This is a genomic window from Allobosea sp. P2_B12 (genome assembly GCF_056404835.1).
On the sequence record NZ_JBFUDG010000010.1, the window covers coordinates 1 to 24,740 of the forward strand.

28 protein-coding genes and 1 pseudogene are annotated in these 24,740 nt (G+C 66.5%); 15 read left to right on the forward strand and 14 right to left on the reverse strand.

Annotated elements, in window-relative coordinates:
• Positions 1 to 820, reverse strand: an 820-nt coding sequence (locus tag AC1DYU_RS20410) for a mandelate racemase/muconate lactonizing enzyme family protein (RefSeq protein WP_476793216.1), incomplete at its 3' end; no start/stop codon positions are given.
• A 221-nt stretch (positions 821 to 1,041) separates the two neighbouring features.
• Between AC1DYU_RS20410 and AC1DYU_RS20415 the strand changes: the two genes are divergently transcribed.
• The 6 genes from AC1DYU_RS20415 (at position 1,042) to AC1DYU_RS20440 (ending at position 5,846) form a co-directional block, all read left to right on the forward strand.
• The gene (locus AC1DYU_RS20415; RefSeq protein WP_476793217.1) at positions 1,042 to 1,800 is read left to right on the forward strand and encodes a GntR family transcriptional regulator; all 759 of its coding nucleotides are present in this window, start codon (positions 1,042 to 1,044) and stop codon (positions 1,798 to 1,800) included.
• Between the two features lie 34 nt (positions 1,801 to 1,834).
• Positions 1,835 to 2,821, forward strand: coding sequence for a 2-hydroxyacid dehydrogenase (locus tag AC1DYU_RS20420; protein WP_476793218.1), 987 nt, complete (start codon positions 1,835 to 1,837; stop codon positions 2,819 to 2,821).
• 73 nt (positions 2,822 to 2,894) lie between these two features.
• Positions 2,895 to 3,698: a transporter substrate-binding domain-containing protein gene (locus tag AC1DYU_RS20425; RefSeq protein ID WP_158483274.1), complete on the forward strand. Its 804-nt coding sequence runs from the start codon at positions 2,895 to 2,897 to the stop codon at positions 3,696 to 3,698.
• A 123-nt stretch (positions 3,699 to 3,821) separates the two neighbouring features.
• On the forward strand, positions 3,822 to 4,481 hold the full coding sequence (locus AC1DYU_RS20430; protein WP_476793219.1) for an amino acid ABC transporter permease: 660 nt from the start codon (positions 3,822 to 3,824) through the stop codon (positions 4,479 to 4,481).
• Positions 4,481 to 5,134: an amino acid ABC transporter permease gene (locus AC1DYU_RS20435; protein ID WP_476793220.1), complete on the forward strand. Its 654-nt coding sequence runs from the start codon at positions 4,481 to 4,483 to the stop codon at positions 5,132 to 5,134. The genes AC1DYU_RS20430 and AC1DYU_RS20435 overlap by 1 nt, the downstream gene beginning before the upstream one ends.
• The gene (locus tag AC1DYU_RS20440) at positions 5,115 to 5,846 is read left to right on the forward strand and encodes an amino acid ABC transporter ATP-binding protein (protein WP_158483276.1); all 732 of its coding nucleotides are present in this window, start codon (positions 5,115 to 5,117) and stop codon (positions 5,844 to 5,846) included. The genes AC1DYU_RS20435 and AC1DYU_RS20440 overlap by 20 nt, the downstream gene beginning before the upstream one ends.
• 4 nt (positions 5,847 to 5,850) lie before the next feature.
• Here AC1DYU_RS20440 and AC1DYU_RS20445 read toward each other — a convergent pair whose 3' ends face one another.
• The 6 genes and pseudogenes from AC1DYU_RS20445 to AC1DYU_RS20470 all read right to left on the reverse strand — a co-directional run.
• Entirely contained in the window at positions 5,851 to 6,621 is a 771-nt protein-coding gene (locus tag AC1DYU_RS20445; RefSeq protein WP_476793221.1) for an SDR family NAD(P)-dependent oxidoreductase, read from the reverse strand.
• Positions 6,622 to 6,624: 3 nt separating this feature from the next.
• Complete coding sequence (locus tag AC1DYU_RS20450; RefSeq protein ID WP_476793222.1) at positions 6,625 to 7,428, reverse strand: SDR family oxidoreductase; 804 nt, start codon at positions 7,426 to 7,428, stop codon at positions 6,625 to 6,627.
• 49 nt (positions 7,429 to 7,477) lie between these two features.
• Positions 7,478 to 8,284: an aspartate dehydrogenase gene (locus AC1DYU_RS20455; RefSeq protein WP_476793223.1), complete on the reverse strand. Its 807-nt coding sequence runs from the start codon at positions 8,282 to 8,284 to the stop codon at positions 7,478 to 7,480.
• Positions 8,281 to 9,108, reverse strand: coding sequence for an alpha/beta fold hydrolase (locus tag AC1DYU_RS20460; RefSeq protein ID WP_476793224.1), 828 nt, complete (start codon positions 9,106 to 9,108; stop codon positions 8,281 to 8,283). Before AC1DYU_RS20460 ends, AC1DYU_RS20455 begins: the two co-directional genes overlap by 4 nt.
• Positions 9,105 to 9,419, reverse strand: coding sequence for an NIPSNAP family protein (locus AC1DYU_RS20465; protein WP_158483281.1), 315 nt, complete (start codon positions 9,417 to 9,419; stop codon positions 9,105 to 9,107). The genes AC1DYU_RS20460 and AC1DYU_RS20465 overlap by 4 nt, the downstream gene beginning before the upstream one ends.
• Positions 9,420 to 9,693: 274 nt before the next feature.
• Positions 9,694 to 9,792 (reverse strand): annotated as a pseudogene (locus AC1DYU_RS20470) (SDR family oxidoreductase); the annotation flags it as partial.
• A gap of 80 nt (positions 9,793 to 9,872) precedes the next feature.
• Here AC1DYU_RS20470 and AC1DYU_RS20475 point away from each other — a divergent pair.
• Positions 9,873 to 11,174, forward strand: a complete 1,302-nt coding sequence (locus AC1DYU_RS20475) for a class I SAM-dependent methyltransferase (RefSeq protein ID WP_476793225.1) — start codon at positions 9,873 to 9,875, stop codon at positions 11,172 to 11,174.
• Between the two features lie 110 nt (positions 11,175 to 11,284).
• Here the strand turns inward: AC1DYU_RS20475 and AC1DYU_RS20480 are convergent, their stop codons facing one another.
• Entirely contained in the window at positions 11,285 to 11,854 is a 570-nt protein-coding gene (locus AC1DYU_RS20480; RefSeq protein WP_476793226.1) for a DUF2853 family protein, read from the reverse strand.
• Between AC1DYU_RS20480 and AC1DYU_RS20485 the strand changes: the two genes are divergently transcribed.
• A complete protein-coding gene (locus AC1DYU_RS20485) occupies positions 11,841 to 12,788 on the forward strand; it encodes a 2-hydroxyacid dehydrogenase (protein WP_476793227.1) in 948 nt (315 codons plus the stop codon). The two genes, AC1DYU_RS20480 and AC1DYU_RS20485, sit on opposite strands and share 14 nt — an antisense overlap.
• Positions 12,789 to 12,798: 10 nt before the next feature.
• Here AC1DYU_RS20485 and AC1DYU_RS20490 read toward each other — a convergent pair whose 3' ends face one another.
• The 4 genes from AC1DYU_RS20490 to AC1DYU_RS20505 all read right to left on the reverse strand — a co-directional run bounded on the left by AC1DYU_RS20490 (position 12,799) and on the right by AC1DYU_RS20505 (position 16,351).
• Positions 12,799 to 13,329: a L,D-transpeptidase gene (locus AC1DYU_RS20490; protein WP_476793228.1), complete on the reverse strand. Its 531-nt coding sequence runs from the start codon at positions 13,327 to 13,329 to the stop codon at positions 12,799 to 12,801.
• Positions 13,330 to 13,450: 121 nt separating this feature from the next.
• Entirely contained in the window at positions 13,451 to 14,281 is an 831-nt protein-coding gene (locus tag AC1DYU_RS20495; protein ID WP_476793229.1) for a heme ABC transporter ATP-binding protein, read from the reverse strand.
• A complete protein-coding gene (locus AC1DYU_RS20500; RefSeq protein ID WP_476793230.1) occupies positions 14,274 to 15,353 on the reverse strand; it encodes a FecCD family ABC transporter permease in 1,080 nt (359 codons plus the stop codon). Before AC1DYU_RS20500 ends, AC1DYU_RS20495 begins: the two co-directional genes overlap by 8 nt.
• A gap of 41 nt (positions 15,354 to 15,394) precedes the next feature.
• A complete protein-coding gene (locus AC1DYU_RS20505; RefSeq protein ID WP_476793231.1) occupies positions 15,395 to 16,351 on the reverse strand; it encodes a heme/hemin ABC transporter substrate-binding protein in 957 nt (318 codons plus the stop codon).
• A 250-nt stretch (positions 16,352 to 16,601) separates the two neighbouring features.
• Here AC1DYU_RS20505 and hmuQ point away from each other — a divergent pair, with 250 nt between their 5' ends.
• From hmuQ to AC1DYU_RS20520, 3 genes are all read left to right on the forward strand, one after another.
• Entirely contained in the window at positions 16,602 to 16,949 is a 348-nt protein-coding gene (gene hmuQ, locus AC1DYU_RS20510; protein WP_476793232.1) for a heme-degrading protein HmuQ, read from the forward strand.
• Between the two features lie 11 nt (positions 16,950 to 16,960).
• Positions 16,961 to 17,494: a heme utilization cystosolic carrier protein HutX gene (hutX, locus tag AC1DYU_RS20515; protein ID WP_476793233.1), complete on the forward strand. Its 534-nt coding sequence runs from the start codon at positions 16,961 to 16,963 to the stop codon at positions 17,492 to 17,494.
• A 194-nt stretch (positions 17,495 to 17,688) separates the two neighbouring features.
• Positions 17,689 to 19,134, forward strand: coding sequence for a hypothetical protein (locus tag AC1DYU_RS20520; RefSeq protein ID WP_476793234.1), 1,446 nt, complete (start codon positions 17,689 to 17,691; stop codon positions 19,132 to 19,134).
• 14 nt (positions 19,135 to 19,148) lie between these two features.
• On the opposite strand, the gene AC1DYU_RS20525 is transcribed toward AC1DYU_RS20520, so the two are convergent.
• Positions 19,149 to 19,871 carry a fused DSP-PTPase phosphatase/NAD kinase-like protein gene (locus AC1DYU_RS20525; RefSeq protein WP_476793235.1) on the reverse strand — a complete coding sequence of 241 codons (723 nt, stop codon included), beginning with the start codon at positions 19,869 to 19,871 and terminating at the stop codon, positions 19,149 to 19,151.
• Between the two features lie 183 nt (positions 19,872 to 20,054).
• Here AC1DYU_RS20525 and ppa point away from each other — a divergent pair, with 183 nt between their 5' ends.
• From ppa to AC1DYU_RS20540, 3 genes are read left to right on the forward strand one after another with little or no spacing between them, the layout of a single operon-like run.
• Complete coding sequence (gene ppa, locus AC1DYU_RS20530; protein ID WP_476793236.1) at positions 20,055 to 20,591, forward strand: inorganic diphosphatase; 537 nt, start codon at positions 20,055 to 20,057, stop codon at positions 20,589 to 20,591.
• A gap of 22 nt (positions 20,592 to 20,613) precedes the next feature.
• The gene (locus AC1DYU_RS20535) at positions 20,614 to 21,237 is read left to right on the forward strand and encodes a hypothetical protein (RefSeq protein ID WP_476793237.1); all 624 of its coding nucleotides are present in this window, start codon (positions 20,614 to 20,616) and stop codon (positions 21,235 to 21,237) included.
• Between the two features lie 11 nt (positions 21,238 to 21,248).
• Positions 21,249 to 21,893, forward strand: coding sequence for a hypothetical protein (locus tag AC1DYU_RS20540; RefSeq protein WP_476793238.1), 645 nt, complete (start codon positions 21,249 to 21,251; stop codon positions 21,891 to 21,893).
• 134 nt (positions 21,894 to 22,027) lie between these two features.
• Here AC1DYU_RS20540 and AC1DYU_RS20545 read toward each other — a convergent pair whose 3' ends face one another.
• Positions 22,028 to 22,903 carry an HpcH/HpaI aldolase/citrate lyase family protein gene (locus AC1DYU_RS20545; RefSeq protein ID WP_476793239.1) on the reverse strand — a complete coding sequence of 292 codons (876 nt, stop codon included), beginning with the start codon at positions 22,901 to 22,903 and terminating at the stop codon, positions 22,028 to 22,030.
• A gap of 120 nt (positions 22,904 to 23,023) precedes the next feature.
• On the opposite strand from AC1DYU_RS20545, the gene AC1DYU_RS20550 reads away from it, so the two are divergent.
• Entirely contained in the window at positions 23,024 to 24,736 is a 1,713-nt protein-coding gene (locus AC1DYU_RS20550; protein ID WP_476793240.1) for a serine/threonine dehydratase, read from the forward strand.
• Positions 24,737 to 24,740 lie beyond the last annotated feature (4 nt).

Consider the following 24,740-nt stretch of genomic DNA (forward strand, 5'->3'; position numbering starts at 1 on the left):
AGCCCAGCGTCTCGCTGGCGCAGACCGACACCGTGGTCGAGCGCGCGAACTCGGCCAGCGCCTGCGGCGAGTTCATCCGGATCGGATCCTCGTACCAGCTCGGCTCGTACTGCTCGAGCACGCGGGCGATCTTGATCGCGGTCGGCAGGTTCCAGAGCGAATGCAGCTCGACCATGATCTCGATCTTGTCGCCGACGGCCTTGCGGATCTTCTCGAAGGGCTCGCAGGCCTTGCGCATCTGCTCGGGCGTGATGAACAGGCCCTGGTTCTCGATCGCAGCGGGATCGAACGGCCAGATCTTCATCGCCGTGATGCCGCTTTCCAGCAGGCTCTCGGCCACCGCATCGGCCCGGTTCATGAAGCCGTCGAGATCCTCATAGGGACCTTCGGTCTCGCCGAGATTCCAGGTCGAGACCGGCTTGATGTTGTGCGAGCGGACATAATTGTAGCCGGCGCAGGTGTTGTAGATGCGCTGCTTGTCGCGGCACAGGCCGCCGAGCATCTGGTGGACCGGCTGGCCGCAGACCTTGCCGAAGACGTCCCACAGCGCGATGTCGACCGCCGAGGTCGCGCGGGATTCCACGCCGGTCGAGGCCTGCGCCATCGGCAGATTGGTCATCTCCTTGTGGAGCGCCTCGATATGCAGCGGGTTCTTGCCGAGCAGCCGCATCGCCAGCGTGTCGTGCAGATGCGCCTCGACCGCGCCGGCCCCATAGAAGGTCTCGCCCAGCCCGATGATCCCGGCATCGGTGTGCACGCGCACCCACAGCACATTGGCGAACTCCTCCGTCCGCAACGTCTCGATCGCGGTGATCTTCATGGCCTGCCTCCCTGGCGGCACGCGTTCTTCAACAGCCTGCCGGCCATGGAACGCTGTGGTTGACGACCGATCATGGCGGGCCTTTCCGGCGCCGCCCGACCGAACAGGGCCGACCATAACGGCGCTTGTAAAATATCACAATATGTTTAGGCTCAGCCCCGGATGGAGCCGCTCAACGAGTTCCACCACGGAGAAAACGACATGGCAGGGCTGCAAACCACATGGCCAGACGCGTGAGCCGGCCGAAACTGGTCGAAGCGGATCAAGGCGCTCCGCAGCGCCGCAACCGCGTCAACCTGTTCGAACTGGCCTATCAGCGCATCGAGGAATTGCTGGTCCGCTGCGAACTCGCACCCGGCCGCTTCCTCGCCATGCAGGATCTCCAGGACATTACCGGCTTTGGCCGCACGCCGGTTCATCACGCCGTCAACCGCCTCGCCGCCGATACGCTGATCGTCATCCGCCCGCGCCACGGCCTGCAGATCGCGCCGATCGACCTCGCCCGCGAGCGCGTGCTCCTGCATCTGCGCCGCGACATCGAGCGCTTCGTTATCAGGCTCGCAGCCGAGCGCGCCGGTCCCTCGCACCGCAACCAGATGCTGCACATGGAACGCCTGCTGCGCGAGAAGCGCGACGGGCTGACGCTGGCGGAATTCAACGGGCTCGACCGCCGCATCGACCAGATGGTGCTGGCCGCCGCCGGCGAACCCTTCCTCGAACACACGCTGCGGCCGCTGCACACGATCTTCCGGCGCATCGGCTTCATCTATCATGCCCATGTGGCGGACAAGCCCAGCCTTGAAGGCACGATCGACCACCATATCGCCGTGCTGAACGCGATTGCGACGCGCAATGCCGAACGCGCCGTATCGGCCTCGGACGCGCTGATCACTTTCGTCGACGGCATGTTCGACGAAATGGAGACCCGCATCGACCCGTCCCTGCTCGACTGCAGCGTCGACCCCCTGCTCAACACCTGACCGCCCCGTCCCGAGACACGAGAAACCGCCCGCCATGCGCATCATCTTTCACGGCGATAACGCCGCCTCCTTCAGCAAGGGCTTCGCCGAGCTCGTCGGCAGCGAGTCGCAGGTGCAGATCCTGCCCGATGTGCTCGCCACGCCCGCGGACCAGCAGGCCTATGCCCAGGCCGATGCGATCATCGGCGTGAAGTTCGATGCCGGCCTGCCCCGGCCAGCCGGCCTCAAGCTCTTCCATGTGCCCGGCGCCGGCTACGACGCGGTCGATCTCGCCGCGCTTCCAGCGCAGACGAACGTCTGCAACTGCTTCGGCCACGAACAGGCGATCGCCGAATATGTGATGAGCGCGCTGCTTGCCCGCGCCATCCCGCTGAGCGACGCCGACCAGAAGCTGCGCCGCGGCGACTGGGCCTATTGGGCCGGCTCGCCCGACCGCGTCCATGGCGAGATCGCCGGCCAGACCATCGGCCTGCTCGGCTTCGGCCATATCGGCAAGGCGATCGCGCGCCGCGCCAAGGCCTTCGAGATGCAGGTCCATGTCGCCAATCGCAGCCCGGTCGCGACCTCGAATCTGGTCGATCGCGCCTTCACGCTTGACCAGCTCACCGAATTCTGCGGCTCGGTCGATGCCGTGATCGTCTCCGTGCCGCTGACATCGGACACCACCGGCATCATCGGCACTGAGGCGCTCGCCGCGATGAAGCCCGATGCCGTCATCGTCAATGTCGGTCGCGGCCCCACCATCGACGAAACCGCCCTGTTCGAGGCGCTCCGGGCCGGCCGGATCGGCGGAGCGGTCATTGACACATGGTATCGGTATCCAAGCGCAGCTGAGCCCAATATTTTACCGTCCAAACTGGCTTTCCATGAGCTTTCAAACGTTTTAATGACACCGCACATGTCGGGCTGGACCAGCGGCACCATTCGGCGCCGGCAGCAGACCATGGCGGACAACATCAAGCGGTGCTTCTCCGGCGCCGCTCTCACCAATGTCGTGCGAGAGGGCCGTTCCGGCACCTGATCGCCAGCAAAACCGGCCAGACGAAGCCGGAACAACACCATATGTCCAGCTGTCAAACCGAGGAAACGGCACCATGAACCTGATGAAACATCTCAAGATCGCCGGCACTCTGCTGGCGCTCAGTGCCGGCATGCTCGCCGCCGGCCAGGCCTCCGCCCAGTCCGTCACCGACATCATCAAGCGCGGCTCGGTCAAGATCGGCGTGCTGATCGGCGCCCCGCCCTACGGCTCCGTCGATTCCCAGGGAAATGCGATCGGCTACGATGCCGACGTCATCGCGCTGGTCGGCAAATATCTCGGCGTCAAGGTCGAGATGGTGCAGCTCACCCCGCCGGCCCGCATCCCGGCGCTCGAAGCCAACAAGGTCGACTTCCTCGTCGCCACGCTGGCCCCGACGCCCGAGCGCGCCAAGGCGGTGATGTTCTCGATCCCCTACAGCGCCTTCCAGACCGGCATCTACGCCAAGAAGAACGTCGCGATCAAAACCTGGGCCGATCTCAAGGGCAAGAAGGTCGGCGTTAACCGCGGCTCCAGCGTCGAGCGCGAGTTCACCAGCCGCGAGAAGGAACTCAACCTCACCATCCTGCGCTTCGAGGACGACGCCACCGTGATGCAGGCGCTGTTCTCAGGACAGGTCGAAGCCATCGCCGGGCCCGATGCCCAGGCCAACGCGGCCATGAAGGCGCGCGGCGAAACCGAGACCGAGCTGAAATTCGTCTTCGGTGTCCAGCCGAACTCGATGACCATGCGCAAGGACGCGTATGAGCTTCGCCAGTGGCTCAACAACTTCATCTACTACATCAAGCAGAACGGCGAGCTCGACGCGATCTCGCAGAAGTGGGTCGGCAGCCCGCTGCCTCCGCTCCCGACCTTCTGATTCCGGCTCCGGCCAGCGGACAAAAGACGAGCCGGCGCGTGCTTCAGCGCGCCGGCGATCCTCGATCTCGAAGGCCCAAGGAGCGAGCCGTTGCTCTTCCAAGACGTCATTTCCAGATGGCCGATGATCCTCAACGGGGTGGGACTCACGATCGTCCTGTCCTTCGTCGCGATCGGCCTCGGCCTTGTCCTGGCGACGCTGATGAGCGCTCTGCGCAGCCTTGCCGGCAGTTGGGCCGGCTACGTCGTCGACGCCTATGTCGAGCTGATGCGCAACACGCCCTTCCTGGTCCAGCTCTTCATGATCTTCTTTGGCCTGCCTCAGCTCGGCATCCGCATGAACGGCATCGAAGCTTCGCTGCTGGCGATGACACTCAACCTCGCCGCCTATGCCACCGAGATCATCCGCGCCGGCGTCGATTCGATCCATAAATCACAGGTCGAGGCCGGCCTGGCGCTGGCGCTGAGCCGGCGGCAGGTCTTCCAATACGTCATCCTGCAGCCCGCCTTTGCCCGCGTCTGGCCGGCGCTGTCGAGCCAGTTCGTCCTGATGATGCTCGCCTCGAGCATTTGCTCCTTCGTCTCGGTGCAGGAACTCTCGGGCACGGCCGCGATCATCGAGGCCGACACGTTCCGCAGCTTCGAGACCTATATCGTCGTCACCGTGATCTACCTCGTGCTGGCACTGTCGGTGAAGCTCGCGCTGAACTGGCTCGGCCGCCGTATCTTCCCGCAGGTCTCCGGCCTCGCCCGCGTCACCGAAGCACATGGGGAAGCGGCCTGATGCAGACCTTCGGTTGGCCCGAGGCCTATTTCATTCTGCGTGCCGCGAGCTGGACGCTGGCGCTCACGGCGATCGCCTTCGTCATCGGCAGCATCATCGGCGGCGTCTTCGCGATCATGCGTCTGTCGCGCGTCAAGCTGCTGCGCCAGATCGCTGCCGGCTACATCCTCGTCGTTCAGTCGATTCCCGTGCTCATGGTGTTGTTCATGAGCTACTATGGGCTTTCTGCCGCCGGCATCGAGCTGCCGCCTTTCTTCGCGGCCTCGGCCTCGCTCGCGATCTACGCCTCCGCCTATCTGGCCGAGATCTGGCGAGGCTCGATCGAATCCGTGCCGCGCCAGCAATGGGAAGCCTCGGCCTCGCTGGCGCTGACCACGCCCCAGCAGTACCGCTACGTCATTCTGCCGCAGGCCCTCCGGATCTCGCTGCCGCCGACCGTCGGCTTCCTCGTGCAGCTCGTGAAGAACACCTCCATCGTCCAGGTCGTCGGCTTCGTCGACCTGATGCGCGCCGGCATGCTGGTCAACAACGCGACCTATCAGGCCTTCCAGATCTTCACGCTGGTGGCCGCGATCTATTTCGCGATCTGTTTCCCGCTGTCCCGGCTCAGCCGCCATCTTGAAAAGGTGATGAATGCCAGCCGTTCTCATTGACGACGTCTACAAGCGCTTCGGCGATTTGGAAGTCCTGAAGGGCGTCTCCCTCAGCGTCGAGCCCGGGCAGGTCGTCGCGCTGATCGGCCGCTCCGGCTCCGGCAAGAGCACGCTGCTGCGCTGCATCAACGGCCTCGAGGCGATCAATGCCGGCCGCATCGAGGTCGCCGGCCATGTCGTCGACCAGGATCCCAAGAAGCTGCGCGAACTCCGCAAGGATGTCGGCATCGTCTTCCAGAGCTACAACCTGTTCCCGCATCTGACGGTCGGCCAGAACATCATGCTCTCGCCGCGCATCACGCAGAACGTGCCGACCGCCCAGGCCGAAAGCCTCGCCCGCGAGGTGCTGGCACAGGTCGGCCTGTCGGAGAAGTTCGACAGCTACCCCGACAATCTCTCGGGCGGCCAGCAGCAGCGCGTCGCGATCGCCCGCTCGCTTGCGATGCGGCCCAAGGTGATGCTGTTCGACGAGGTCACCTCGGCGCTCGATCCCGAGCTGACCGGCGAGGTTCTGCTGGTGATGGAAAAGCTTGCCCAGGCCGGCATGACCATGCTGCTGGTGACCCATGAGATGGCCTTCGCCCGCAATGTCGCGAGCACGACCATCTTCATGCATCAGGGCAAGATCTGGGAGAGCGGCGCCTCCAAGGAGGTCTTCGCCAACCCGCAGACGCCGGAGCTGCGCAACTTCGTCAGCGCCGGCGCCAAATAGGACTTCAGTCGTTCCAGATGCCGCCGGTGACGCTAAGCGTCTCGCCGGTGATGTAGTCAGCCTGGTCCGATGCCAGGAAGGCGACCGCCTTGGCGATGTCGGATGGCAGGCCGGCGCGACGCAGCGGAATGGCCTTGGCGCGATCCTGCGCGGTCGGCAGGCCCTCGGCGGCGCGCTGGACCTCGGATTCGTCGCGCATCTTGGTGTCGACGATCAGGCCAGGCGCGACCGCGTTGACGCGGATGCCGTACTCGCCGATCTCCAGCGCCAGCGACTGCGTCAGCGAGACCACCGCGAATTTCGAGGCGCAATAAGCGCCATAGGCCGCGACGCCCGACTTGCCCATCCAGGACGCGATGTTGACGATCGTGCCGCTGCGGCGCTCGACCATGCTCGGCGCGACCTGGCGCGTGACGTGGAACATGCCGTCGACATTGATGCCGAAGGTCGCCTTCCACTCGGCCTCGGTCGTCTCGAGCAGCTTGCCAACCTTGCAGATGCCGGCATTGTTGACGAGGATGTCGATCGGACCCAGCGCCTCCGTCAGCGCCCCGATGCCGGCCGCCACATCGGCGCTGGACGAGACGTCGCCGGACGCGACCACGATCTTGCCGCCATCCTTGCCCAACGCCCGCGCCGTCGCCTTTGCGGCCGCAAGGTCGAGGTCGAAGATGCCGACATCGCAGCCTTCTGCCAGAAGCCTGGCCGCGATCGACCTGCCGATGCCGTGCGCCGCGCCGGTGACGATCGCCTTGCGTCCTTGCAGTCCATACATGTGTCAGGCCTTGTTCTCTGATGCGCGGGGGTTCATCGGTTTGCGGTCTCCACGCGCCGTCCAGCCGCCATCGACGACCATGACGGAGCCGGTGCAGAAGGAGGCATCGTCGCTGGCGAGCCAGAGCATCGCCTGCGCGATCTCGATGGGCTGGCCGAGGCGCTCCATCGCCTGGCGCCCCTCGAGACCGCTGCGCAGGTCGGCGGCGTCCGGCCCACTGAGGATCTTCTTGAAATAGGGCGTCGCGATCGTGCCGGGCGCGACCGCGTTGATCCTGATGCCAGCGCCGACATGGTCGACGGCCATGGCGCGCGTCAATGCCGCCACCGCCCCCTTCGAGGCGACATAGGCCGCTCGGTCAAAGATGCCGACATTCGCGACCGCCGAGGCGGTGTTGACGATGGCGCCGCCGCCCTGCTTCTCCATCACCGGGATGGCGTGCTTGCAGCCGAGGAAGACGCCGTTGACGTTGACCGCCATCAGCGCGTTCCAGTCGGCTTCCGAGGTCGAGACGACGGTGCCGGCGATGCCGTAGCCGGCATTGTTGACCAGGATGTCGAGCCGGCCGTGATCGGCGACCGTCTTGGCGATCATCGCCGCGACCTCCGCATCCTTGCTGACATCGACCTGATGCGCGACGGCCTTGCCGCCCTGCCCCGTGATCTCGGCGACAACGCGTTCAGCCGCCGCGAGGTCGCGATCGGCGACGATGACGGTCGCGCCTTCACGGGCGAACAGCTTGCAGGCTTCATGGCCGATGCCCGAGCCGCCCCCGGTGATGATCGCGATCTTACCTTCGAGCCTCATGGTCTTGCCCTCCATCCGATGGTCCCGCGACATGGCGAGCGATGCTCGCTCACAGCATCACCACGGGAGAGAAATGCTGCTCGACGGCCGCCAGCAGCGCCTGCCCGACGATCCAGGAAGATTTCGGATTGGCCGGCGAGGGCCGGTTAGCGATGGTCAGCGCCATCGTGCCGAACTCGCTCTCCGCCGTGACGACATGCATGTTGCCGGTCGCGGCAGGATCGCAGACGACATCGACGCCGGTTGCCTCGAAGCCCGGCCCCGCCAGCGCCAGCGCTGCTGCGACGTTGAGGTTCTGCGGATAGAGCGCCGCCGCCTCGCGCGCCGTGCCCGAGAACAGCGTTACAGGGTGCGACAGCGTCGCCGGATCATGGCCCAGCCGCTGCAACTCCGCGCTCCAGGCGGCGGGTGGCTTGCGCGATTCATAGCGCAGCTCGAGTTGCGTCGCGTGGCGGACCGCGCGGACATAGTCGAGCCCGCCAAGCGCACCCGAGGCCAGCAGCAGTCGCCCGCCGCCCTTGCGCGCGGTCGCGACGAGATCGGCGAGGAAGGCCTCGTCATGCAGCGCACCGATCGACGAAATCAGCACCGGCAGACCCAGCGCAAGGCAGCCCGGCACGCTGTCGCGCACCGCCGCATGACCGGCCGCCTCGATCACGAGATCGGGCGCGAAGGCAGCGACCTCATCGAGGCTGGCGAGCACCGCACAGCTTTCCGGCACACGCACCCGCGACGGCGAGCCCGGCCGCAGTAGCACGCCCAGAGCATAACCCGGCTCCCGCGCCGCCAGCAGCGCGGCGGCGATGTCGGTCGCGATCGCGCCGAAGCCGATCAGGACGACGCGGCGGGTCTTCACGCCAGCTCTCCGATCCATTCGGCGACCTTGGCCGAGAAGGCGTCGGGCCGCGAGACCGGGAAGAAATGCCCGCCATTGTCGAGCAGAATCTTGCGGCAGCCGGGCAGCGCCGCGGCCAGATCCTCCTGGAGAAAGGACGGCACGATCATGTCGTCGCGGGCGCCCAGCACCAGCGTCGGCTTCGCAAGCGAAGCGATGTTTGCCGATCCGTCGAAGGCGAGCAGCGCGTCGATGCGCTCGCGGACCACCTGCCGTGCCGCGACGGAGGCCGGTGCGGCAGCCAGCGCCGCCTCGTAGACCCCCCAGTTCGCCTCCAACCAGACCGGCGGATAGGAGATCAGCACGGCGGTCGCGGCATAGGCTTGGGGGTTCTCGTCGAGGATTGAGCGGCGCGCTCCGAACAGCCCCGTCATATAGCGGCTCGGCTTGAGCCAGCTCGCGCTCAGGATCAGCCCGTCGAGCCGCTCCGGCGCGAAGGCGCCCAGCGCCTGGCCGATGCAGCCACCGGTCGAATGGCCCAGCAGCACCGCGCGCTCGACGCCGGCCGCATCGAGCACGCTCAGGCAGTCCTGCGCGAGTTGGTCGATGGTGCAGGGCGCGATGCCGCGCGTGCTGGCGCCGATGCCGCGCTGATCGAAGCGGATGACGCGGCAGGAGCGTGCCAGCGTCGCCGCATTGCTCTTCCAGAAGCCGGCGGTGCCGCCGAGCCCGCTGACGAGCAGCAGCGCCGGCCCCTGCCCTTCGGAAAAGGCCTGGAGCACGGCGCCATCCGGCGTCTCGACAGTGAAGGCGCCAGATGGCGCCGAAACTGGCGCGGCGCTCATTGCAGCGGCGAATAGGAAACGGGGGTCAGGATGCGCGTATCCTGGATGTCGATCAGCCCATCGACACGCTTGAGGTAGTCCTGCCAGCGCGGGTCGGCGAGCATCGTCTTGCGCTTGGCGGCGCGCTCGTCGAGGCTGTTGTAGCTCCACAGCGCGACGACATGGTTCAGCTCGCCGATCTCGGTGGTGAAATAGGCGATGAAGGTGCCCAGATGCTCCTTCTGGAGGGGCAGGCCATACTCGCCATAGACCTTGACGAATTCGCCGAGTTTGCCGGCCTTGATGCGGTAGTCGCGCTCTTCATAGATCATCGTTCGCCTGCCTTCGATCGTCGTTTCGAGGGATGAGCTCTCATATATCTCTGTTCGCGACACCGCCACCCCGAACAATCTCATCGGATGCCCGGCTATCGTCCTGCAAGAGAAACCGGTGCCGGCCCTCCAGCATGTCGCCTGTCTACGCTTCCAGCGGGCAGGGATACATATATCAGGCCATCGCATCTGGATCGTGGGTCCGATGCCGAGCTTTGCCGTGAAGCCGGCAGTAGGACGGTTCGCTCCGGGCCTGTCAATTGCGTCGGCGCGATCAGGTCAGCCCGCCATCGACATGCCAGATCTGGCCGGTGACATAGGATGCGGCCGGCGAGGCGAGTACGGCTGCAACCTCGTCAGGCCTGCCGCGCCGGCCGCCCTTCGATCCCCGGCAGTTGCCAATCGCACCGCGCACCGCCAAAGACGGTGCGACAGGCAGCCAACGGCCGGACCATGGACAGCGACCAGAAACGCCTCGCCGCGCTGCGGCACCTCCTGACGCAGGCGCATGAGAAGCTCGGGCTCAAGCTCGGCTTCCGGCTGTGGGATGGCAGCTCGGTGCCCGCCAGCTGGCCGGCCGATGGGCTCGCCATCGCGATCCGCGATCCAGGCGCGGTCGCGGCTCTGGTCCGCAAGCCCAGGCTCGACACCTTGCTCAATCTGCATGTGAGCGACCGCATCGCCCTGCTGAACGGCTCGATCTTCGATCTCGCTGCCGCCCGCCCCGAGGGCAAGATCGGACGCCTGGCGCGTACCATCTCCAAGCGCGCCGTCTTCGACGTGCTGCGCCGCTTCATCTTCGCGCCCGGCGCGGCCCCAAGCGCGGTCGAGCACCTCAAAGGCGACGAGATCGCCCGCGACGGCGCGCCCACGACCAACAAGGCCAATATCGCCTATCACTACGACGTCTCGAACGCCTTCTATCGGCTCTTCCTCGACGAGGAGATGGTCTACACCTGCGCTTATTTCACGCAGGACCATGGCGATCTCGACCGCGCCCAGCGCGACAAGCTCGACATGATCTGCCGCAAGCTTCGGCTGAAACCGGGCGACCGCCTGCTCGACATCGGCTGTGGCTGGGGCGCGCTGATCTGCCATGCCGCCCAGCATTACGGCGTCGAGGCCCATGGCGTGACGCTCGCCGAGGAGCAACTGGCGCTCGCCCGCGAGAAGGTCGAGCGGCTTGGGCTGCAGGACAAGGTGACGCTCCACCTCAAGGACTTCACCCAGATGGAGGGCGAGTTCGACAAGATCTCGTCGATCGGCATGTTCGAGCATGTCGGCATCGCCAACCACCCCGCCTATTTCCAGGCGGTGAACCGACTGCTGCGGCCGCGTGGCCTGTATCTGCACCACACCATCTCGCGCCGAGCCAAGAAGACCGACAAGGCCTTCAACAAGATGCCGCCCGAATATCGCGCGCTGGTGCGCTATATCTTCCCGGGCGGCGAGCTCGACCATTTGGGCATGTCGATCGCCAATCTCGAGCGAAACGGCTTCGAAATCCACGACGTCGAGGGCTGGCGCGAGCACTACCAACGCACGACGAGACTGTGGTGGGAGCGGCTTAACGCGCGCAAAACCGAGGCCGAAGCCGAGATCGGCCCCGAGCGCACGCGGATGTGGCTGCTGTATCTCGCCGGCTGTTCGCTCGCCTTCGAGCGCGGCGGCGCGCTGGTCAACCAGACGCTGGTCTCGAAGCGCCGCAAGGGCGCCTCGGGCCTGCCGCTGACGCGGGAAGATCTGTATCGCTGATCGGCGCCGCTGGCGTCATGCTCGGGCTTGACCCGAGCATCTCGGGAGGAGAACGCTCCCGTCAAAGTGATCCTCAGGTCAAGCCCGAGGATGACGCCGCGACGGCAACGTCACTTCTTCACGAAGAGGTCGAGCTTTCCGTAATGCTCGGCGAGCAGGTAGTAGAAGGTCAGGCGCGACTTGGTCTTGTCCGCCTTCATATGCTCGCAGATCGCCTTCACCGTGGCGTCGAGATCGGCGGTCTTCAGGCCAAGTTTCTTCTTCAGGAAATTCTCGCGCACCCGCTCCAGTTCGGCCGCATCCGAGCAGGCGACATAGCGGGTGTCCGGCTTGCCCATCACGAGCGCATAGGATTTCGACATGCCCGCAAAGGCCGCTTCATTGAGCGGCTTCTTGGCGAATTTCTTGACGTCGGCGAGATGATCCATCGGTAGCCCCTCTTCGGCCGGACGGCGGCGCCTCCGGCGTGCCAGTTGTCGCGCGGCAAACGTTAACGCGCTTTTTTGCCGCAGGCGAGGGGCCAGCGGCGCCCGGCCCACTTTTTCCAAGAGGTGCCAGAAGGCCTTCGCGATGCACCGGGAGGATGCCGCCCCTGCAGGCGCGCGGGTTGAGCCCGCTGCCGCGAGATGCTGCGATGCAGCATCCAAGACGAAAGCGAGCCTACCGATGAAGCCGACCATTCTGATGGCGCCCAAGATGCCCGCGGCGCTCGTCGCCCGGCTGCACCAGAGCTACGAACTGCTGGGCTCCATGGAACGCCCGACACCCGATGCCTTGCCTCCGGGGGCGGCGGAGGCGCGCGTGCTGCTGACGGTCGGCGGCTGGCGCACGGATGCAGCCCTGATGGAGGCCCTGCCGAAGCTCGGCCTCGTCGCCTGCTACGGCACCGGCATCGAGGGTGTCGACCAGGCCCATGCCAAGGCGCACGGCATCCTGCTCAGCAATGGCGGCGATGCCAATGCGGACGCCGTCGCCGAATTCGCCATCGGCCTGATGCTCGCCAGCATCCGCCAGATCGGCAAGGGCGACCGTTTCATCCGCTCCGGCCGCTGGACCGGCACCGCGATCGAGCGCATGCCGATCGTGCCGGGCCTCGCCGGCCGCAGGCTCGGCATCTATGGGCTGGGCTCCATCGGTGCCCGGATCGCGACGATGGCCAAGGTCTTCGGCATGGAGATCGGCTATCACAACCGCTCGCAGCGCCTGGACCTGCCCTATCACTATGAGGACAGCCTGCTCGGCCTCTCCGAATGGTCAGATGTGCTGATGGTCGCCGTCAGGGCGAGCGCGGAAACCCGCCACGCCGTGAACGCGCCGGTGCTCCAGGCGCTCGGCCCGAAAGGCCATCTCGTCAACATATCCCGTGGAATCGCCGTCGACGAGGAGGCGCTATGCGAGGCGCTGGAGGCCGGCACGATCGCCGGCGCAGGCCTCGACGTCTTCGAGAACGAGCCGAATGTGCCCGACCGCCTCAAGGCGATCGACAACGTGGTGCTGACACCTCACATCGCCGCCATGGCCGACAGCGCCCAGTTCGCACAGCAGGAACTCCTGCTACGCAACCTCGACGCCTTCTTCGCCGGACAGCCTCTGCCCTCGGGCGTGCCGCTTTAGGCGCGCCGCATCAGGGCAGGACCACCACCGGCGTGCCCATCCGGACGCGGGCGTAGAGATCGGCGACGTCCTGATTGTGCATGCGGAAGCAGCCATAGGACGCCGCCGTGCCGATCGTGCCGGGCATGTTGGTGCCGTGGATGGCGTATTCGCCGCCGGGTCCGAGCCCGATCACGCGCGCACCCATCGGGTTGCGCGGCGAGCCGCCGGGAATGACGTCGGGCAGGCGCGGATTGTCGCGCTTCACCGAGGCCGGTGGGCTCCAGGCCGGGTCGACCTGCATTTCCTCGACATATTTGACGCCGCGCCACTGCTTGCCGGCCTTGCCGACGGCGATCGTATAGCGGATCGCCTCGCCGCCAGCGGTGACGAGATAAAGCCGGCGCTCGCCGGTGCGGATCACGATCGTGCCGGGCTGGAAGCGCGCATCGGGCACCAGGACGACCTCGCGCGCCATCGCCGCCTGCCCGGCCAGAAGCAACGGCAGCAGCGCAATCGCCGCCGCCAGCAGAATATCGATCGAAGCTCGCTGTTTGGTCATGGCCACATCTCCCGCGCGGACAACAGGCGGGAGATGTGACGCGCATCCCCTGAATCGGGGGTTGAGCGACATGGTGAAGCCGTGATTCACGATGAATCCGCCGTGAACCGGCCAATTCAGCTCAGGCGGGGCTCAGGCGGTGCTGCTGCGGCAGCAGGAATGGCAAGCCCGGCGCCGGCGCCCGGCTGAGCGAAAGGTCGACCTTGAAGACCTGCCGCAGCAGCGCGTCGTCCAGCGTCTTTGCCGGGGCGCCCTGGGCGATGATGCGGCCCTGGTCCATCACCACGAGATGATCGGCATAGGTCACGGCGAGGTTGAGGTCATGCAGCACGACCAGCACCGCGACGCCGCGCGCCGCGATAGTCCGCGCCATGTCGAGCAATGCGAGCTGGTGGCAAAGGTCGAGGCTGGCGATCGGCTCGTCGAGGAACAGCACCTGCCGCTCGCAGACGCTGCGGCCGGCCTCCATCTGGCACAGAGCGCGGGCAAACTGGACACGCTGCTGCTCGCCACCAGACAGGGTCTGGTAGCGCCGGCTGGCGAGTTCAAGCACGCCGGCGGCCGCCAGGCACTCGCCGATCAGGGCCTCGCGGCGCTGGCGTGGCAACGCCCGCCCGACACCGTCGGCGCCGAGCCGCGCCACCTCATAAACACTGAACGGGAAGACCAGCCGCGCATGCTGCGCCATCACCACCCGCTGGCAGGCCAGCCGCCAGCCCGGAATCGACGACAGAGCCTCGCCATCGACGAGGACCGAGCCGGCAGACGGCTTGAGTTCCCCGGTGAGAAGCTTGAGCAGGGTCGATTTTCCCGCGCCGTTGGGACCGATCAGGATCGTGGTCGTCCCCGGCGCCAGCGCGAGCGACGCCTCGCTGACCAGTTGCCGGCCGCCGGCCGTGAAACTGACGCCCTGCCCAGAGACGATGGCTTGGGAAGCGACGGTCTCAGACATCGAGCGGCCCCGAGCGGCGCAGCAGCAGCCACAGGAAGAACGGCGCGCCGATCGCGGCGGTGACGATCCCTATCGGCAGCTCGGCGGGGGCCACGATCAGCCGGGCGGCGATATCGGCGCCGACCAGCAGCATCGCGCCGCCCAGCGCCGACAGCGGCAGCAGCAGGCGATGGTCGGGCCCGGTGGCGAGCCGGACGAGATGAGGCACCACGATGCCGACGAAGCCGATCATGCCGGCCGTGGCGACGCTGGCGCCGACCGCCAGCGCGACCAGGATGATCGCCATCGCCTTCACGCGCTGCACGGGGATGCCGAGATGATAGGCCTCCGCCTCCCCCAGCATCAGCCCGTTGAGCCCGCGCGCCAGTAGCGGCATCGCCAGCAGCAGCGGCAGCACGATCGGCGCGACGGCCGAGAGCTTGGTCCAGCTTGCGCCGCCGAGGCTGCCGAGCGACCAGAAGGTCAGATCACGCAATTGGCGGTCATCCGACAGATAAGCCAGCAGGCCGGTCAGGGCGCCTGCCAGGGCGCCGAGCGCCACCCCGGCGAGCAGCATAGTCGCGACCGATGTCCGCCCATCTCGCGTCGCGATGAGATAAAGCGCCAGGGTCGAGAGCAGCCCGCCGCAGAAGGCCCCAAAAGGCAAAACCGCGAAAGGCAATTTCATCGCCATGCCGGTCAGAAAGCGATCGCCGAGCACGATCGTGGCGGCAGCGGCAAGCCCGGCCCCGGCCGAGACGCCGACAAGGCCCGGATCGGCGAGCGGATTGCGGAACAGACCCTGCATCAGCGCACCCGACACAGCCAGCGCCGCGCCGATCAACAGGCCGATCAGCACGCGCGGCAAGCGGATGTTGAGCACGACGAGGACGTCCCGGCCCTGCAGCAGCGCGTCATCGCCCGCGAGCCGCGCCATCAGGATCTCGGCGACGCGGCCCGGCGGAATCGCGATCGCACCCTGGCCGATCGCCACGATCGTCAGCGCCAGGCAGGCGAGCGTCAGCCCGACGACGGTGACGAGCGCGGTGCGCCGCCGCCCATCGACAAAGGCGGCAAGCGAGGGCGCTGCCATGACGCTGCCAGAAATGGCACGAGGCGGAGACGAGGCCAGCGTCACGGCGCGGTCGCGGTCTTCAATGTCGGGATCGCGGATTCAGGATAGATCGCGGCCATCAGGTCGCGCGCCGCCAGCGGCGTGCGCGGTCCGAAACCGAGCAGGTAAAGCCCGTCCATCTGGATCAGGCGCTTGCCGTCCGCGGCGGGCGTTTGCGAGAAGGACGGCATCGCGAAGAGTTCGTCGGGCGTGACATTGCGGGTGCCGCTGTTGCGCATCATCAGAATGATTTCGGGCGCGGCCGCCAGGATCGCCTCGTCCGTCATCGGCTTGTAGCCTTCGATCTCGCTGGCGACGTTGACGCCGCCGGCATGGCCGATGATCGCGTCGGCTGAGCTGTTGCGCCCGCCGACCATGACGCGGCCGTTCTGCAGCGACAGCACGAAGAGCACCCGGCGCTTGGCCGGAATCCGGCCGCGCAGCGTGGCGAGTTCGTCGAAGCGCTCCGTGGTCTGGGCCGCCAGCCGGCGCGCCGGCTCGGCCGCGCCCACGGCGGAGCCGATCGCCTCGATCTTGCTGGCGACGCCCTCGGCCGACATCCCGTCCGTGATCCGAACCAGCTTCACGCCGGATTCGGTCAGCAGCGAGACCGCGTCCGGCGGGCCGGCGCCTTCGATGGCGAGGATCAGCGAGGGCTTCAGCGACAGCACGCCCTCGGCCGAGAGCGCCCGGACATAGCCGACATTGGCCTTGTCGCGCAGGGCATCGGCCGGGAACTGGCTGGTCGAATCGACGCCGGCGATCCTGTCCTGGAGACCGAGCGCATAGAGGACCTCGGTGATGACCCCGCCGACCGCGACGATGCGCTCCTGCGCCTGGCCGAGCGCGGGACTGGCGAACCCCATCGGGAGCAAAAGGCTGACGGCCGCGAGCAGCGTCAGGCCGATCGCGGCCGAGACTTCGCGCCTGTCCGGTTGGCGCTGCCGGTCTACCAGAAGCTCTGTGCGGCGGAACATGAGCCGATCTCCTGAACGCCGGCCGCTGCCCGCCCGTAAGGCCGAGAGACAGCATCGCCAGCTGCGGTGTTACCGTTTCGCCAAGTAGTTTTCAGTTTTTAATTATTCAAAACTGAGAATAACGTCAGCGTTGTTGACGTTGATATTCAGCTTTACTAGAAGCGGTCAAGGGCAAGGGGCGATGCGAGACGGCGTCCGGCGCCGAACCGCTTCATGACCACCCCGCAGAACCCAGAACAGGAAGATCCCGATGTTCATCGCCATGAACCGCTTCAAGGTCGTCAAGGGTGAGGAGGCCGCGTTCGAGACCGTCTGGTCCACGCGCAAGACCCGCCTCGACGAGATGCCGGGCTTCCTCGCCTTCCACCTGCTCAAGGGCCCGGAAAAGGAGGATCACACGCTGTATTCCTCCCACACCACCTGGGCCTCCAAGGCCGACTTCACCGCCTGGACGAAGTCGGAGCAGTTCCGGGATTCGCATCGCAATGCCGGCGAGAAGCGCGAGAAGCCGCTGTTTCTCGGCCATCCCGAGTTCGAGGGCTTCGAGACCGTGCTGAGCGAGACGAACCCGCAGCGCCCCCTCCAGGCAGCCGAATAAGGGCGTTTCAGATGTCGGATGCGCAGACGATCGACAAGGCTCCCGCCGCACTGGGCGGGATCGAGAAGGCCAGGCAGATGCTGGCCGAGAAGGCCGAAGCCATGGTCGAGTCGGTGGCAAAGGAGGCCGGCGTCTCCACCCGCGCCGTTCTCGAATTGACCCCGGCGGAGGGGCGCACCCTGATCGCCGCGGAGAGGTTCGAGGCGCTCTGGCAGGAGCTCGCGACCTGGGGAACCGTGCTGTTCCTCGTCCATACGCCCGACCTGGTGCTGGAATGCGAGGGCTCGCTTCCGGTCGGCTCCTTCGGCCATGGCTATTACAACATCCATGGCGACAGCCCGATCGGCGGGCATATAAGGGCGTCGAACTGTGCCGCGATTTATGTGGTCGATCGCCAGCTTCCCAGCCGGCGGGTCTGCTCCGTGCAGTTCTTCAACGGGGCCGGCGAAGTGATGTTCAAGGTCTTCGTCCGGCGCGACGCCCAGCGGGCCCTGCTTCCCGACCAGCTCGAGAAATTCGAGACGCTGAAGACGCGTTTCGGCTGAGCACGGCGGCATCGCGGCGGCCCAAAGCCACCGCTATTGCGACATGCTATGGGACGGCAAGCTCCGCCGCCATCTTCGGGCCATGGATTGGGCCGAAGAGCAGCGGAGAGCGTCCCAGTGAACCCCGCCATGCCCTGCGCTAACCATTTATTAACCATAAAGGAGCAGCCTGCTCCGCGTAGAGACGTCTGCACGTGATCGGATCTGCCGATCAGCCACCGGAAGGATCCCGTCGCCGCGACCTTCGGGAACTCGGCGCCGACGATCTGTCCGACATCCAGACCATGGACGTGGACATGACCGCGCATGTGATGATGGAACGGGCCGCCTTCCCGGCCGGAGCCGCCTACGGACCGGCCGCGCCGGCGGAGCCTATCACCGCCGACAGCGCACCTGCTGCCCGCGTCGGCCTCGCCGCCGGGCTGCTGCTGGCGCTGCGCTTCGTCCAGGCGCGCTTCCTCTCGGTCTGGGGACTTCTGGTCGCGGCCGCGCTCTGCCCGGCCCAGGCCTTCGCCGATTTCGCGGTGTTCTCCGCCTTCGTCAGCTTCGTCTCGATCGCGGCGCTGCTGCGGCTTGAGGCGATCTTCTTCCAGAACAGCAGCCATGAGCGGCTCGGACGCGCCTTCCGCCTCGCATTGGCAACCGGCACCGGCTTCCTCGGCCTGGCAGCGCTTGGGGTCGTCGCAGCCGTCGCTGCCGGGCAGGTTGCGCCGGCTATCGGAGCCCTGTTCCTGGTCTCGCTCGCCGGCCGCGCGATCCTGCGGCTGGTCTCGGCCGAAGCCATGGCAGAGGGCGATTTCCGGGCCATCGGCAACAGCAACGTGCTGCAGGCGCTGGTCCAGCCGGCGATGATGCTGCTGTTGATCTGGACGCTGGGCGCAACCTCGCTGTCGCTTTTCGCAGCCGACGCGATCGGCCATGCCGTGACCGCCGGCTACATGCTCTGGCGCCGGCGGTCCGCGCTAACGGCTCTGGTGGCGCCGGCCTTGTGGTCGCTTCACGAATTGGTCACCTCGACCCATCGCTGGCGCGCTGCTCCGCGCCTGCTCTTGCCCTCCGCACTCCTGTCCTATGGCTTTACGGTCGTCCCGCTGATGGCCCTGCCCTATGGCAGCAATCCGCTGCTGGCCGCCCATGTCGCGCTCTCGATGCGCCTGCTCGAGGTGCCGACCCAGATGTTCGCCGCGGTCTCGGTGCCGCTCGTGCTGAACAGCCTGCGCACGCAATCGGGCGCCGGCCGGCAGGGCTGGGTTCGCGTCCTCACGCTCTGGCTCCTGGCAGGAGCCGCCGCGCTGTTTGCCGCGATCGCGGTTGTTGCCATGACAGCCGATGCGCTGCTCGACGCCACGCAATGGGCCGGCATCGGCGAGATCGTCGCGATCATGGCGCTGTTCTATGGCGGCATCGCGCTGGTCACGCCCCTGCACGAGATCACCTCGCTGTCGCGCCATCCGCGCCGCCAGGTCGCGACCAATGCGGTCGCCCTGCTGGCGGCAGTGCTCGCCATGCTTTGGTTCGAGACGCTGTCGCTGCCGCTGCTCTGCGTCATCGGCCTCGTTTCACTCGCCCGTATGCTGGCGCTGATCCAGTTCGCCTGGACGCGGCTGGGCACTGACGCAGTCCCTGCTCGCTCCGCTTGAGCTGAAACGCTCGCCTACTCCCGGCGGATCAGCCGGTCGGCCAGCAGCGACGAGAAGAACCCCGGCCTGAAGCTGCTTTCGAGCCGTTGGGGATCGTAGAGGTCCCGCGCCCAGTCGAGAAAGGCGATGCCCTTGGCCTCGCCCTCGACGCGATAGGCGTCGAAGAAGGCGTCGAGGATGCCTGTCTTGGCGAAGCGGAAATGGCCATAGCGCAGCGATAATTGCCCCATGGCCTCGTCGAGCGGGCGCCCCTCATGGATCAGCAGATAGAGCGCCGAGAAGAAGCCGGCCCGATCAGCCCCCGACTTGCAGTGGACCAGCGCCGGCTCTTTCAGCGTCGCGAAAAAGGCCCCAGCGCCCAGGATGGTCTCGCGCTCCGGCGCGCCGCGCGAGCGCAGCACGAAATCGACCAGCGCGATGCCGTGCCGCTCGCAGGCCTCGCGCTGCAGCGGCCAGGAGCCGTGCTCGCGCCCGCCGCGCAGATTGACGATGGTCTTGACGCCCTGGCTGGCGAACCAGGCGATCTGCCCCGGCGCCGGCTGCGCCGCCCGCCACAGCCGCGGCGTGACCCTGTGCGCGTTGAGATAGGCCAGCCGGAAGATGCCGTGGTCGACCAGCAGCATGTTCGCCCAAGCGCGCAGACGCTGGCCCCGGCCTTCGATTGGCCGGTCCCAGCGCGCGATGCGGGCCATGCGCCGCGCATAGCGGTCCTCGTCGGGGCGCAGGCGGTTCAGCACGGGCGGCCCCCGCGCGGCGCAAGGCTGGCGCGGCTCGAATGAGATGTCATGCCGCGCCCGATACCAGCGTGGCGGGGCCAGCGCAAATCGGCGGGGTTTACCCTGGTGCTAATGTCGGGCTTGGAGTTTGCCACGCAAACCCGCATAAGACGCCCGTTTCCAATCCTGACAGGTTTACAAGACATGCGCCTCGACGCCATCTCCATCGGCAAGAATCCCCCCGACGAAGTCAATGTCGTGATCGAGGTCGCGATTGGCGGCGAGCCGATCAAGTACGAGATGGACAAGGAGGCCGGCACGCTCTTCGTCGATCGCTTCCTCTATACGCCGATGCGCTATCCCGGAAACTACGGCTTCATTCCGCACACGCTCTCCGAGGACGGCGACCCTTGCGACGTGCTGGTCGCCAACACCCGGCCGCTGATTCCGGGCTCCTACATCGCGGTCCGGCCGATCGGCGTGATGCTGATGGAGGACGAGGGCGGCGGCGACGAGAAGATCATCGCGGTGCCCGTCCCCAAGCTGACCAAGCGCTACGAGAACGTCCACAACTACACCGACCTGCCCAAGATCACCCTCGACCAGATCCAGCACTTCTTCGAGCACTACAAGGATCTCGAGCCCGGCAAATGGGTCAAGCTGAAAGGCTGGGGCGACGCCACCAAGGCCAAGCAGCTGATCGTCGAGGCGATGGACCGCGCCAAGGCCGCCAAGGCCTGAGGCCGCGCAGGGGGGCGGACGCTTGATCATCGCCTCTTTTGCCGAATTCCTGAACACGGGCCGGCTCGGGCCGATGGTGCCCGGCATGGCGTTGAACGATGTGGCGCTTGCATTCGGCCCTCCTGCGCAATGGCTCAAGGGAGGCATGCTCCCGGCCGGACCGGTGCCAGGCTATTGGCGATATCGCCGGCACCTCGAAGTCTCCTTCGATTTCGAGGAACGGCCCCATTGTGACTGGTTTCAGCTCGAATACGGCCGCAGCCTTGCAGGGCAGGCTGCGCAAGTCTGCGACAAGATGGTCATGGTCCTGGATGGCTTGACCGGCACGTCTCCCGTCTCGGCCTATATCTCCGCCATCGCCGATATCGACCATGTCCGCGTCAGGCTTGTCGACAAGGCTGGATATCCCGGCCCGCGCGTTTACGTCGACGATATCGAGATCATCTTCAATTGTGACGATGAATTGTTCCGTCGGGAAATGACGGAAGCCGAGCAGGTGGGGTTCGTGGAAGCCGGGTCGGAGCTCGACTCGATCTACTCGTTCCATCGAAGCCAGCATCGCCTCAACTGGCTCGCCCGGGAGCCGAAGCACGATGAGCCGGAGCTACTGAGTGGTCGCGACTATCTGCGCTTGTGCCGGGCTTGACGAGAACGCGTATGATCACGCTCTCATTCGCCGATTTCCTCAACACTGGCAGGCTCGGACCACTCGCGCCGGATATGAATCTGGATGAGGTGGCGGAGGTGCTCGGCCCGCCTTCGTGGTGGAACATCGATGATGCATATCCAGCTCCACACTACTGGGGTTACGGGCACTATCTCGAAATTGCATTCCGTTTCGACGGCCGGCCCCGTTGCAGCTGGTTCCAGCTTGAAGCCGCCGGCGGCCTCGCAGGGGATTCCGTGCTGATCTCCGATGATTTTGTCATGGCACTCGATGGGCTGACGGGGAAATCTTCGATCTCCCGCTATATTTCGGCGATCGGTGATATCGATCGGGTCAAAGTCAGCCTGTTCGACGTAACGGGCTCTCGCTACCCTGCCATTTTGATCGACAACGTCGAGATCGGATTCGATTGCGACGGCCATATATACGAGGCAGCTACGCCTCTCGATGAAGCGATAGCGATCATCGAAGCCCATTCCAGCCTGGATTCAATCTATTCCTACGCCAAGGACGAGAACCTCGCGCATCGGTATCAGCAGTTCCAGAACGCGCCGGGCTCGGTGATCCTGAGCGGACGGGACTATCTCGATCTTGCCCGTGCGTCGCAAGCGGCGGGCAGTGCGCCAATACCGTAGACCGGCGCAAAGGCTCCCCGCTCGACGCCCATATAGCGCGATGCCAAAGGGCTCAGGCTCGAACTTCATCCCTCGGCCGACGCGCACAGCCACATCTGCCCGAGATGGTCGGGTCAAGCCCGACCAAGACGTGATTACCCCCCGATCGCCTCGCTGAGCGCCACGACCCGCTTCGCCATCTCCGCATGCATCAGCTCGACCATGCGCCCGCCGAGCTGGATCGCGCCCTTGCCCTGGTTCTGCGGCTCCTCGAACGCGGCGATGATCGCCCGTGCCTGGGCGAGCTCCGCCTCGTCGGGCGCGAACACCGCATTGGCGAGCGCGACCTGGCCCGGATGGATCAGCGTCTTGCCGTCGAAGCCGAGATCGCGGCCCTGCTCGCATTCGGCTCGGAAGCCGCCCTCGTCCTTCAGGTCGTTGTAGACGCCGTCGAGGATGTCGATGCCATAGGCCCGCGCCGCCAGGATGGCGCTGGTCAGCCAGGGCAGCATCGGCGCGCGGCCGGGCACGAAGCGGGCGCGGGTCTCCTTGGCGAGGTCGTTGGTGCCCATCACGAAGCAGGCCAGCCGCGCCCGGGGGTCCTGCGCGGCGCGCGCGATCTTCTCGATGTCGAGGATGGCGAGCGGCGTCTCGATCATCGCCCAGACCCGAAGCGTCGGCTCGGCCCAGAGCCCGTTCAACTGCGCGCCGATCTGGTGCAGCGTCTCGGGTGCCGAGACCTTGGGGATCAGGATCGCATCCGGCTTCGCCTCGACGGCCGCCGCCAGATCGTCCTTGAACCAGGGCGTGCCGACCCCGTTGGTGCGGATGACGATTTCGCGCCGGCCATAGCCACCGGCCTTGACCGCCGCGCAGACCTGATCGCGTGCCGAGGCCTTCGCCTCGGGCGCGACTGCGTCCTCAAGATCGAGGATCAGCGCATCGGCTGCGATCTCGCGCGCCTTCTCCAGCGCGCGGGCGTTCGAGCCCGGCATGTAGAGCACACTGCGGCGCGGTCGGATTGTCGGCATGGGGGTCTCTCCTGACGCCAGTGGTCACGCACGGTGGCCAGGCTCCGCTGCACTGCACACTAGACGCAACGCGCATGCAACGTCAGTTCTGCGAAAGGCGAATGAAGGAGGGACTGGCGGATGAGTTGGATTGCGGGAATCGACGGCTGCAAGGCAGGCTGGATCGCCGCAATCCTCGACCTCTCCGGGAACGGCCCGCCGACCTTGCGGGTTGTGCCACGGCTGGCCGACCTGCTTGCCGATGGGCCGGCGCCGGCCCTGATCGCGGTCGATATGCCGATTGGCCTGCCCGATCGCCTCGATGGCTCCGGGCGCGGACCCGAGCAACAGGTCCGGCCGCTGCTCGGCCAACGGCAATCCTCGGTCTTCTCCATTCCCGCCCGCGCGGCCGTCGAGGCGCTCGACTATCGCGAGGCCTGCCGGCTCGCGCTGGCGACCTCCCAGCCGCCGCGAAAAGTCTCGAAACAGGGCTTCCATCTGTTTCCGCGTATTCGCGAGATCGATCTGATGCTCAGGAGGGACGCCGCCCTGCGCGAACAGATCGTCGAGGTCCACCCGGAACTCGCTTTCGCCACCATGCGGGGCGAACCCCTGACCCATCCCAAGAAGATCAAGGGCACGATCAACCCGGCCGGCATGACCGAGCGCCACGCCCTGCTGCTTGCGCAGGGCATCCCTTCGGATCTTATGCGGGAACGTCCACCGAAAGGCGCGGCTGCCGATGACGTGCTCGATGCACTGGCCGCCCTCGTCGTCGCCCGGCACATCGCCGCCGGGCGTGGAAGGCCCTTCCCCGATCCGCCGGGACGCGATAGCCACGGGCTTCCCATCGCGATCTGGACCTATTGGCCCGACCGCCCGCCTTCACAGGACACCGCCATGACCGACCGTCCCGTCCCCCATGCCATGATCGAGGCCGCGGCTCAGCGCATCGCCGGCCACGCCCGCATCACGCCCGTCATGCGGCTGGGGACAGGCGCCTTCGGTTCGAATGCCGATCTCTCGCTGAAGCTCGAATGCCTGCAGCATGCCGGCTCCTTCAAGACGCGTGGCGCCTTCAACAACCTGCTCTCGCTCGACGTGCCCCAAGCCGGCGTCGCAGCGGCATCCGGCGGCAATCACGGCGCGGCTGTCGCCTTCGCCGCGCGCTCGCGTGGCGTCAAGGCGACGATCTTCGTCCCCGAGATTTCGCCTGCCGCCAAGATCGAGGCGATCCGTCGCTTCGGAGCCGAGGTCGTGATCGGCGGCGCCCAGTATGACGACGCGCAGGCCGCCTGCGACCGCTTCGTCGGCGAGACCGGCGCGCTCAAGATCCACCCCTTCGCGGCGAAGGAAACCATCGCCGGCCAGGGCACGCTCGGCCGCGAATGGCAGGCGCAGGAGCCCGATCTCGACACCGTCCTGGTCGCGGTCGGCGGCGGCGGACTGATCTCCGGCATCGCCGCCTGGTTCGCCGGCAACAAGGTCAAGGTCGTCGGCGTCGAGCCGGAGGGCTCCCGCGCCTTGCAGGCGGCCCTGGAGGCGAAGGGGCCCACCGAAGTCAAGGTCGCCTCCGTCGCGGCCGACTCGCTCGGCGCCCGCAATGTTGGCCCGCTCGTCTACGAGGTCTGCAAGGACACCGTCGACCATGTCGTGCTCGTCCCCGACACCGCGATCACCCAGGCGCAGGTCACGCTCTGGCGCGATTTCAGACTGGCCGTGGAGCCCGGCGGAGCGGCTGCGCTCGGCGCCCTGCTCTGCGGCGCCTACAAGCCCGCAGCCGGAGAGCGGCTCGGTGTGCTGGTCTGCGGTGCGAATATCGACCTGACCAAACTCGCCACCCTGGTGGGTTGAGGCA

Coding starts and splice junctions, on each gene's coding strand:
- AC1DYU_RS20550 (WP_476793240.1), top strand. CDS start 23,024: ATGAGTTGGATTGCGGGAATCGACGGCTGCAAGGCAGGCTGGATCGCC.
- hutX (WP_476793233.1), top strand. CDS start 16,961: ATGTCGGATGCGCAGACGATCGACAAGGCTCCCGCCGCACTGGGCGGG.
- hmuQ (WP_476793232.1), top strand. CDS start 16,602: ATGTTCATCGCCATGAACCGCTTCAAGGTCGTCAAGGGTGAGGAGGCC.
- AC1DYU_RS20430 (WP_476793219.1), top strand. CDS start 3,822: ATGATCCTCAACGGGGTGGGACTCACGATCGTCCTGTCCTTCGTCGCG.
- AC1DYU_RS20540 (WP_476793238.1), top strand. CDS start 21,249: ATGATCACGCTCTCATTCGCCGATTTCCTCAACACTGGCAGGCTCGGA.
- AC1DYU_RS20450 (WP_476793222.1), bottom strand. CDS start 7,428: ATGAGGCTCGAAGGTAAGATCGCGATCATCACCGGGGGCGGCTCGGGC.
- ppa (WP_476793236.1), top strand. CDS start 20,055: ATGCGCCTCGACGCCATCTCCATCGGCAAGAATCCCCCCGACGAAGTC.
- AC1DYU_RS20465 (WP_158483281.1), bottom strand. CDS start 9,419: ATGATCTATGAAGAGCGCGACTACCGCATCAAGGCCGGCAAACTCGGC.
- AC1DYU_RS20490 (WP_476793228.1), bottom strand. CDS start 13,329: ATGACCAAACAGCGAGCTTCGATCGATATTCTGCTGGCGGCGGCGATT.
- AC1DYU_RS20485 (WP_476793227.1), top strand. CDS start 11,841: ATGAAGCCGACCATTCTGATGGCGCCCAAGATGCCCGCGGCGCTCGTC.
- AC1DYU_RS20435 (WP_476793220.1), top strand. CDS start 4,481: ATGCAGACCTTCGGTTGGCCCGAGGCCTATTTCATTCTGCGTGCCGCG.
- AC1DYU_RS20495 (WP_476793229.1), bottom strand. CDS start 14,281: ATGTCTGAGACCGTCGCTTCCCAAGCCATCGTCTCTGGGCAGGGCGTC.
- AC1DYU_RS20475 (WP_476793225.1), top strand. CDS start 9,873: ATGGACAGCGACCAGAAACGCCTCGCCGCGCTGCGGCACCTCCTGACG.
- AC1DYU_RS20460 (WP_476793224.1), bottom strand. CDS start 9,108: ATGAGCGCCGCGCCAGTTTCGGCGCCATCTGGCGCCTTCACTGTCGAG.
- AC1DYU_RS20505 (WP_476793231.1), bottom strand. CDS start 16,351: ATGTTCCGCCGCACAGAGCTTCTGGTAGACCGGCAGCGCCAACCGGAC.
- AC1DYU_RS20440 (WP_158483276.1), top strand. CDS start 5,115: ATGCCAGCCGTTCTCATTGACGACGTCTACAAGCGCTTCGGCGATTTG.
- AC1DYU_RS20445 (WP_476793221.1), bottom strand. CDS start 6,621: ATGTATGGACTGCAAGGACGCAAGGCGATCGTCACCGGCGCGGCGCAC.
- AC1DYU_RS20500 (WP_476793230.1), bottom strand. CDS start 15,353: ATGGCAGCGCCCTCGCTTGCCGCCTTTGTCGATGGGCGGCGGCGCACC.
- AC1DYU_RS20480 (WP_476793226.1), bottom strand. CDS start 11,854: ATGGTCGGCTTCATCGGTAGGCTCGCTTTCGTCTTGGATGCTGCATCG.
- AC1DYU_RS20425 (WP_158483274.1), top strand. CDS start 2,895: ATGAACCTGATGAAACATCTCAAGATCGCCGGCACTCTGCTGGCGCTC.
- AC1DYU_RS20545 (WP_476793239.1), bottom strand. CDS start 22,903: ATGCCGACAATCCGACCGCGCCGCAGTGTGCTCTACATGCCGGGCTCG.
- AC1DYU_RS20420 (WP_476793218.1), top strand. CDS start 1,835: ATGCGCATCATCTTTCACGGCGATAACGCCGCCTCCTTCAGCAAGGGC.
- AC1DYU_RS20415 (WP_476793217.1), top strand. CDS start 1,042: ATGGCCAGACGCGTGAGCCGGCCGAAACTGGTCGAAGCGGATCAAGGC.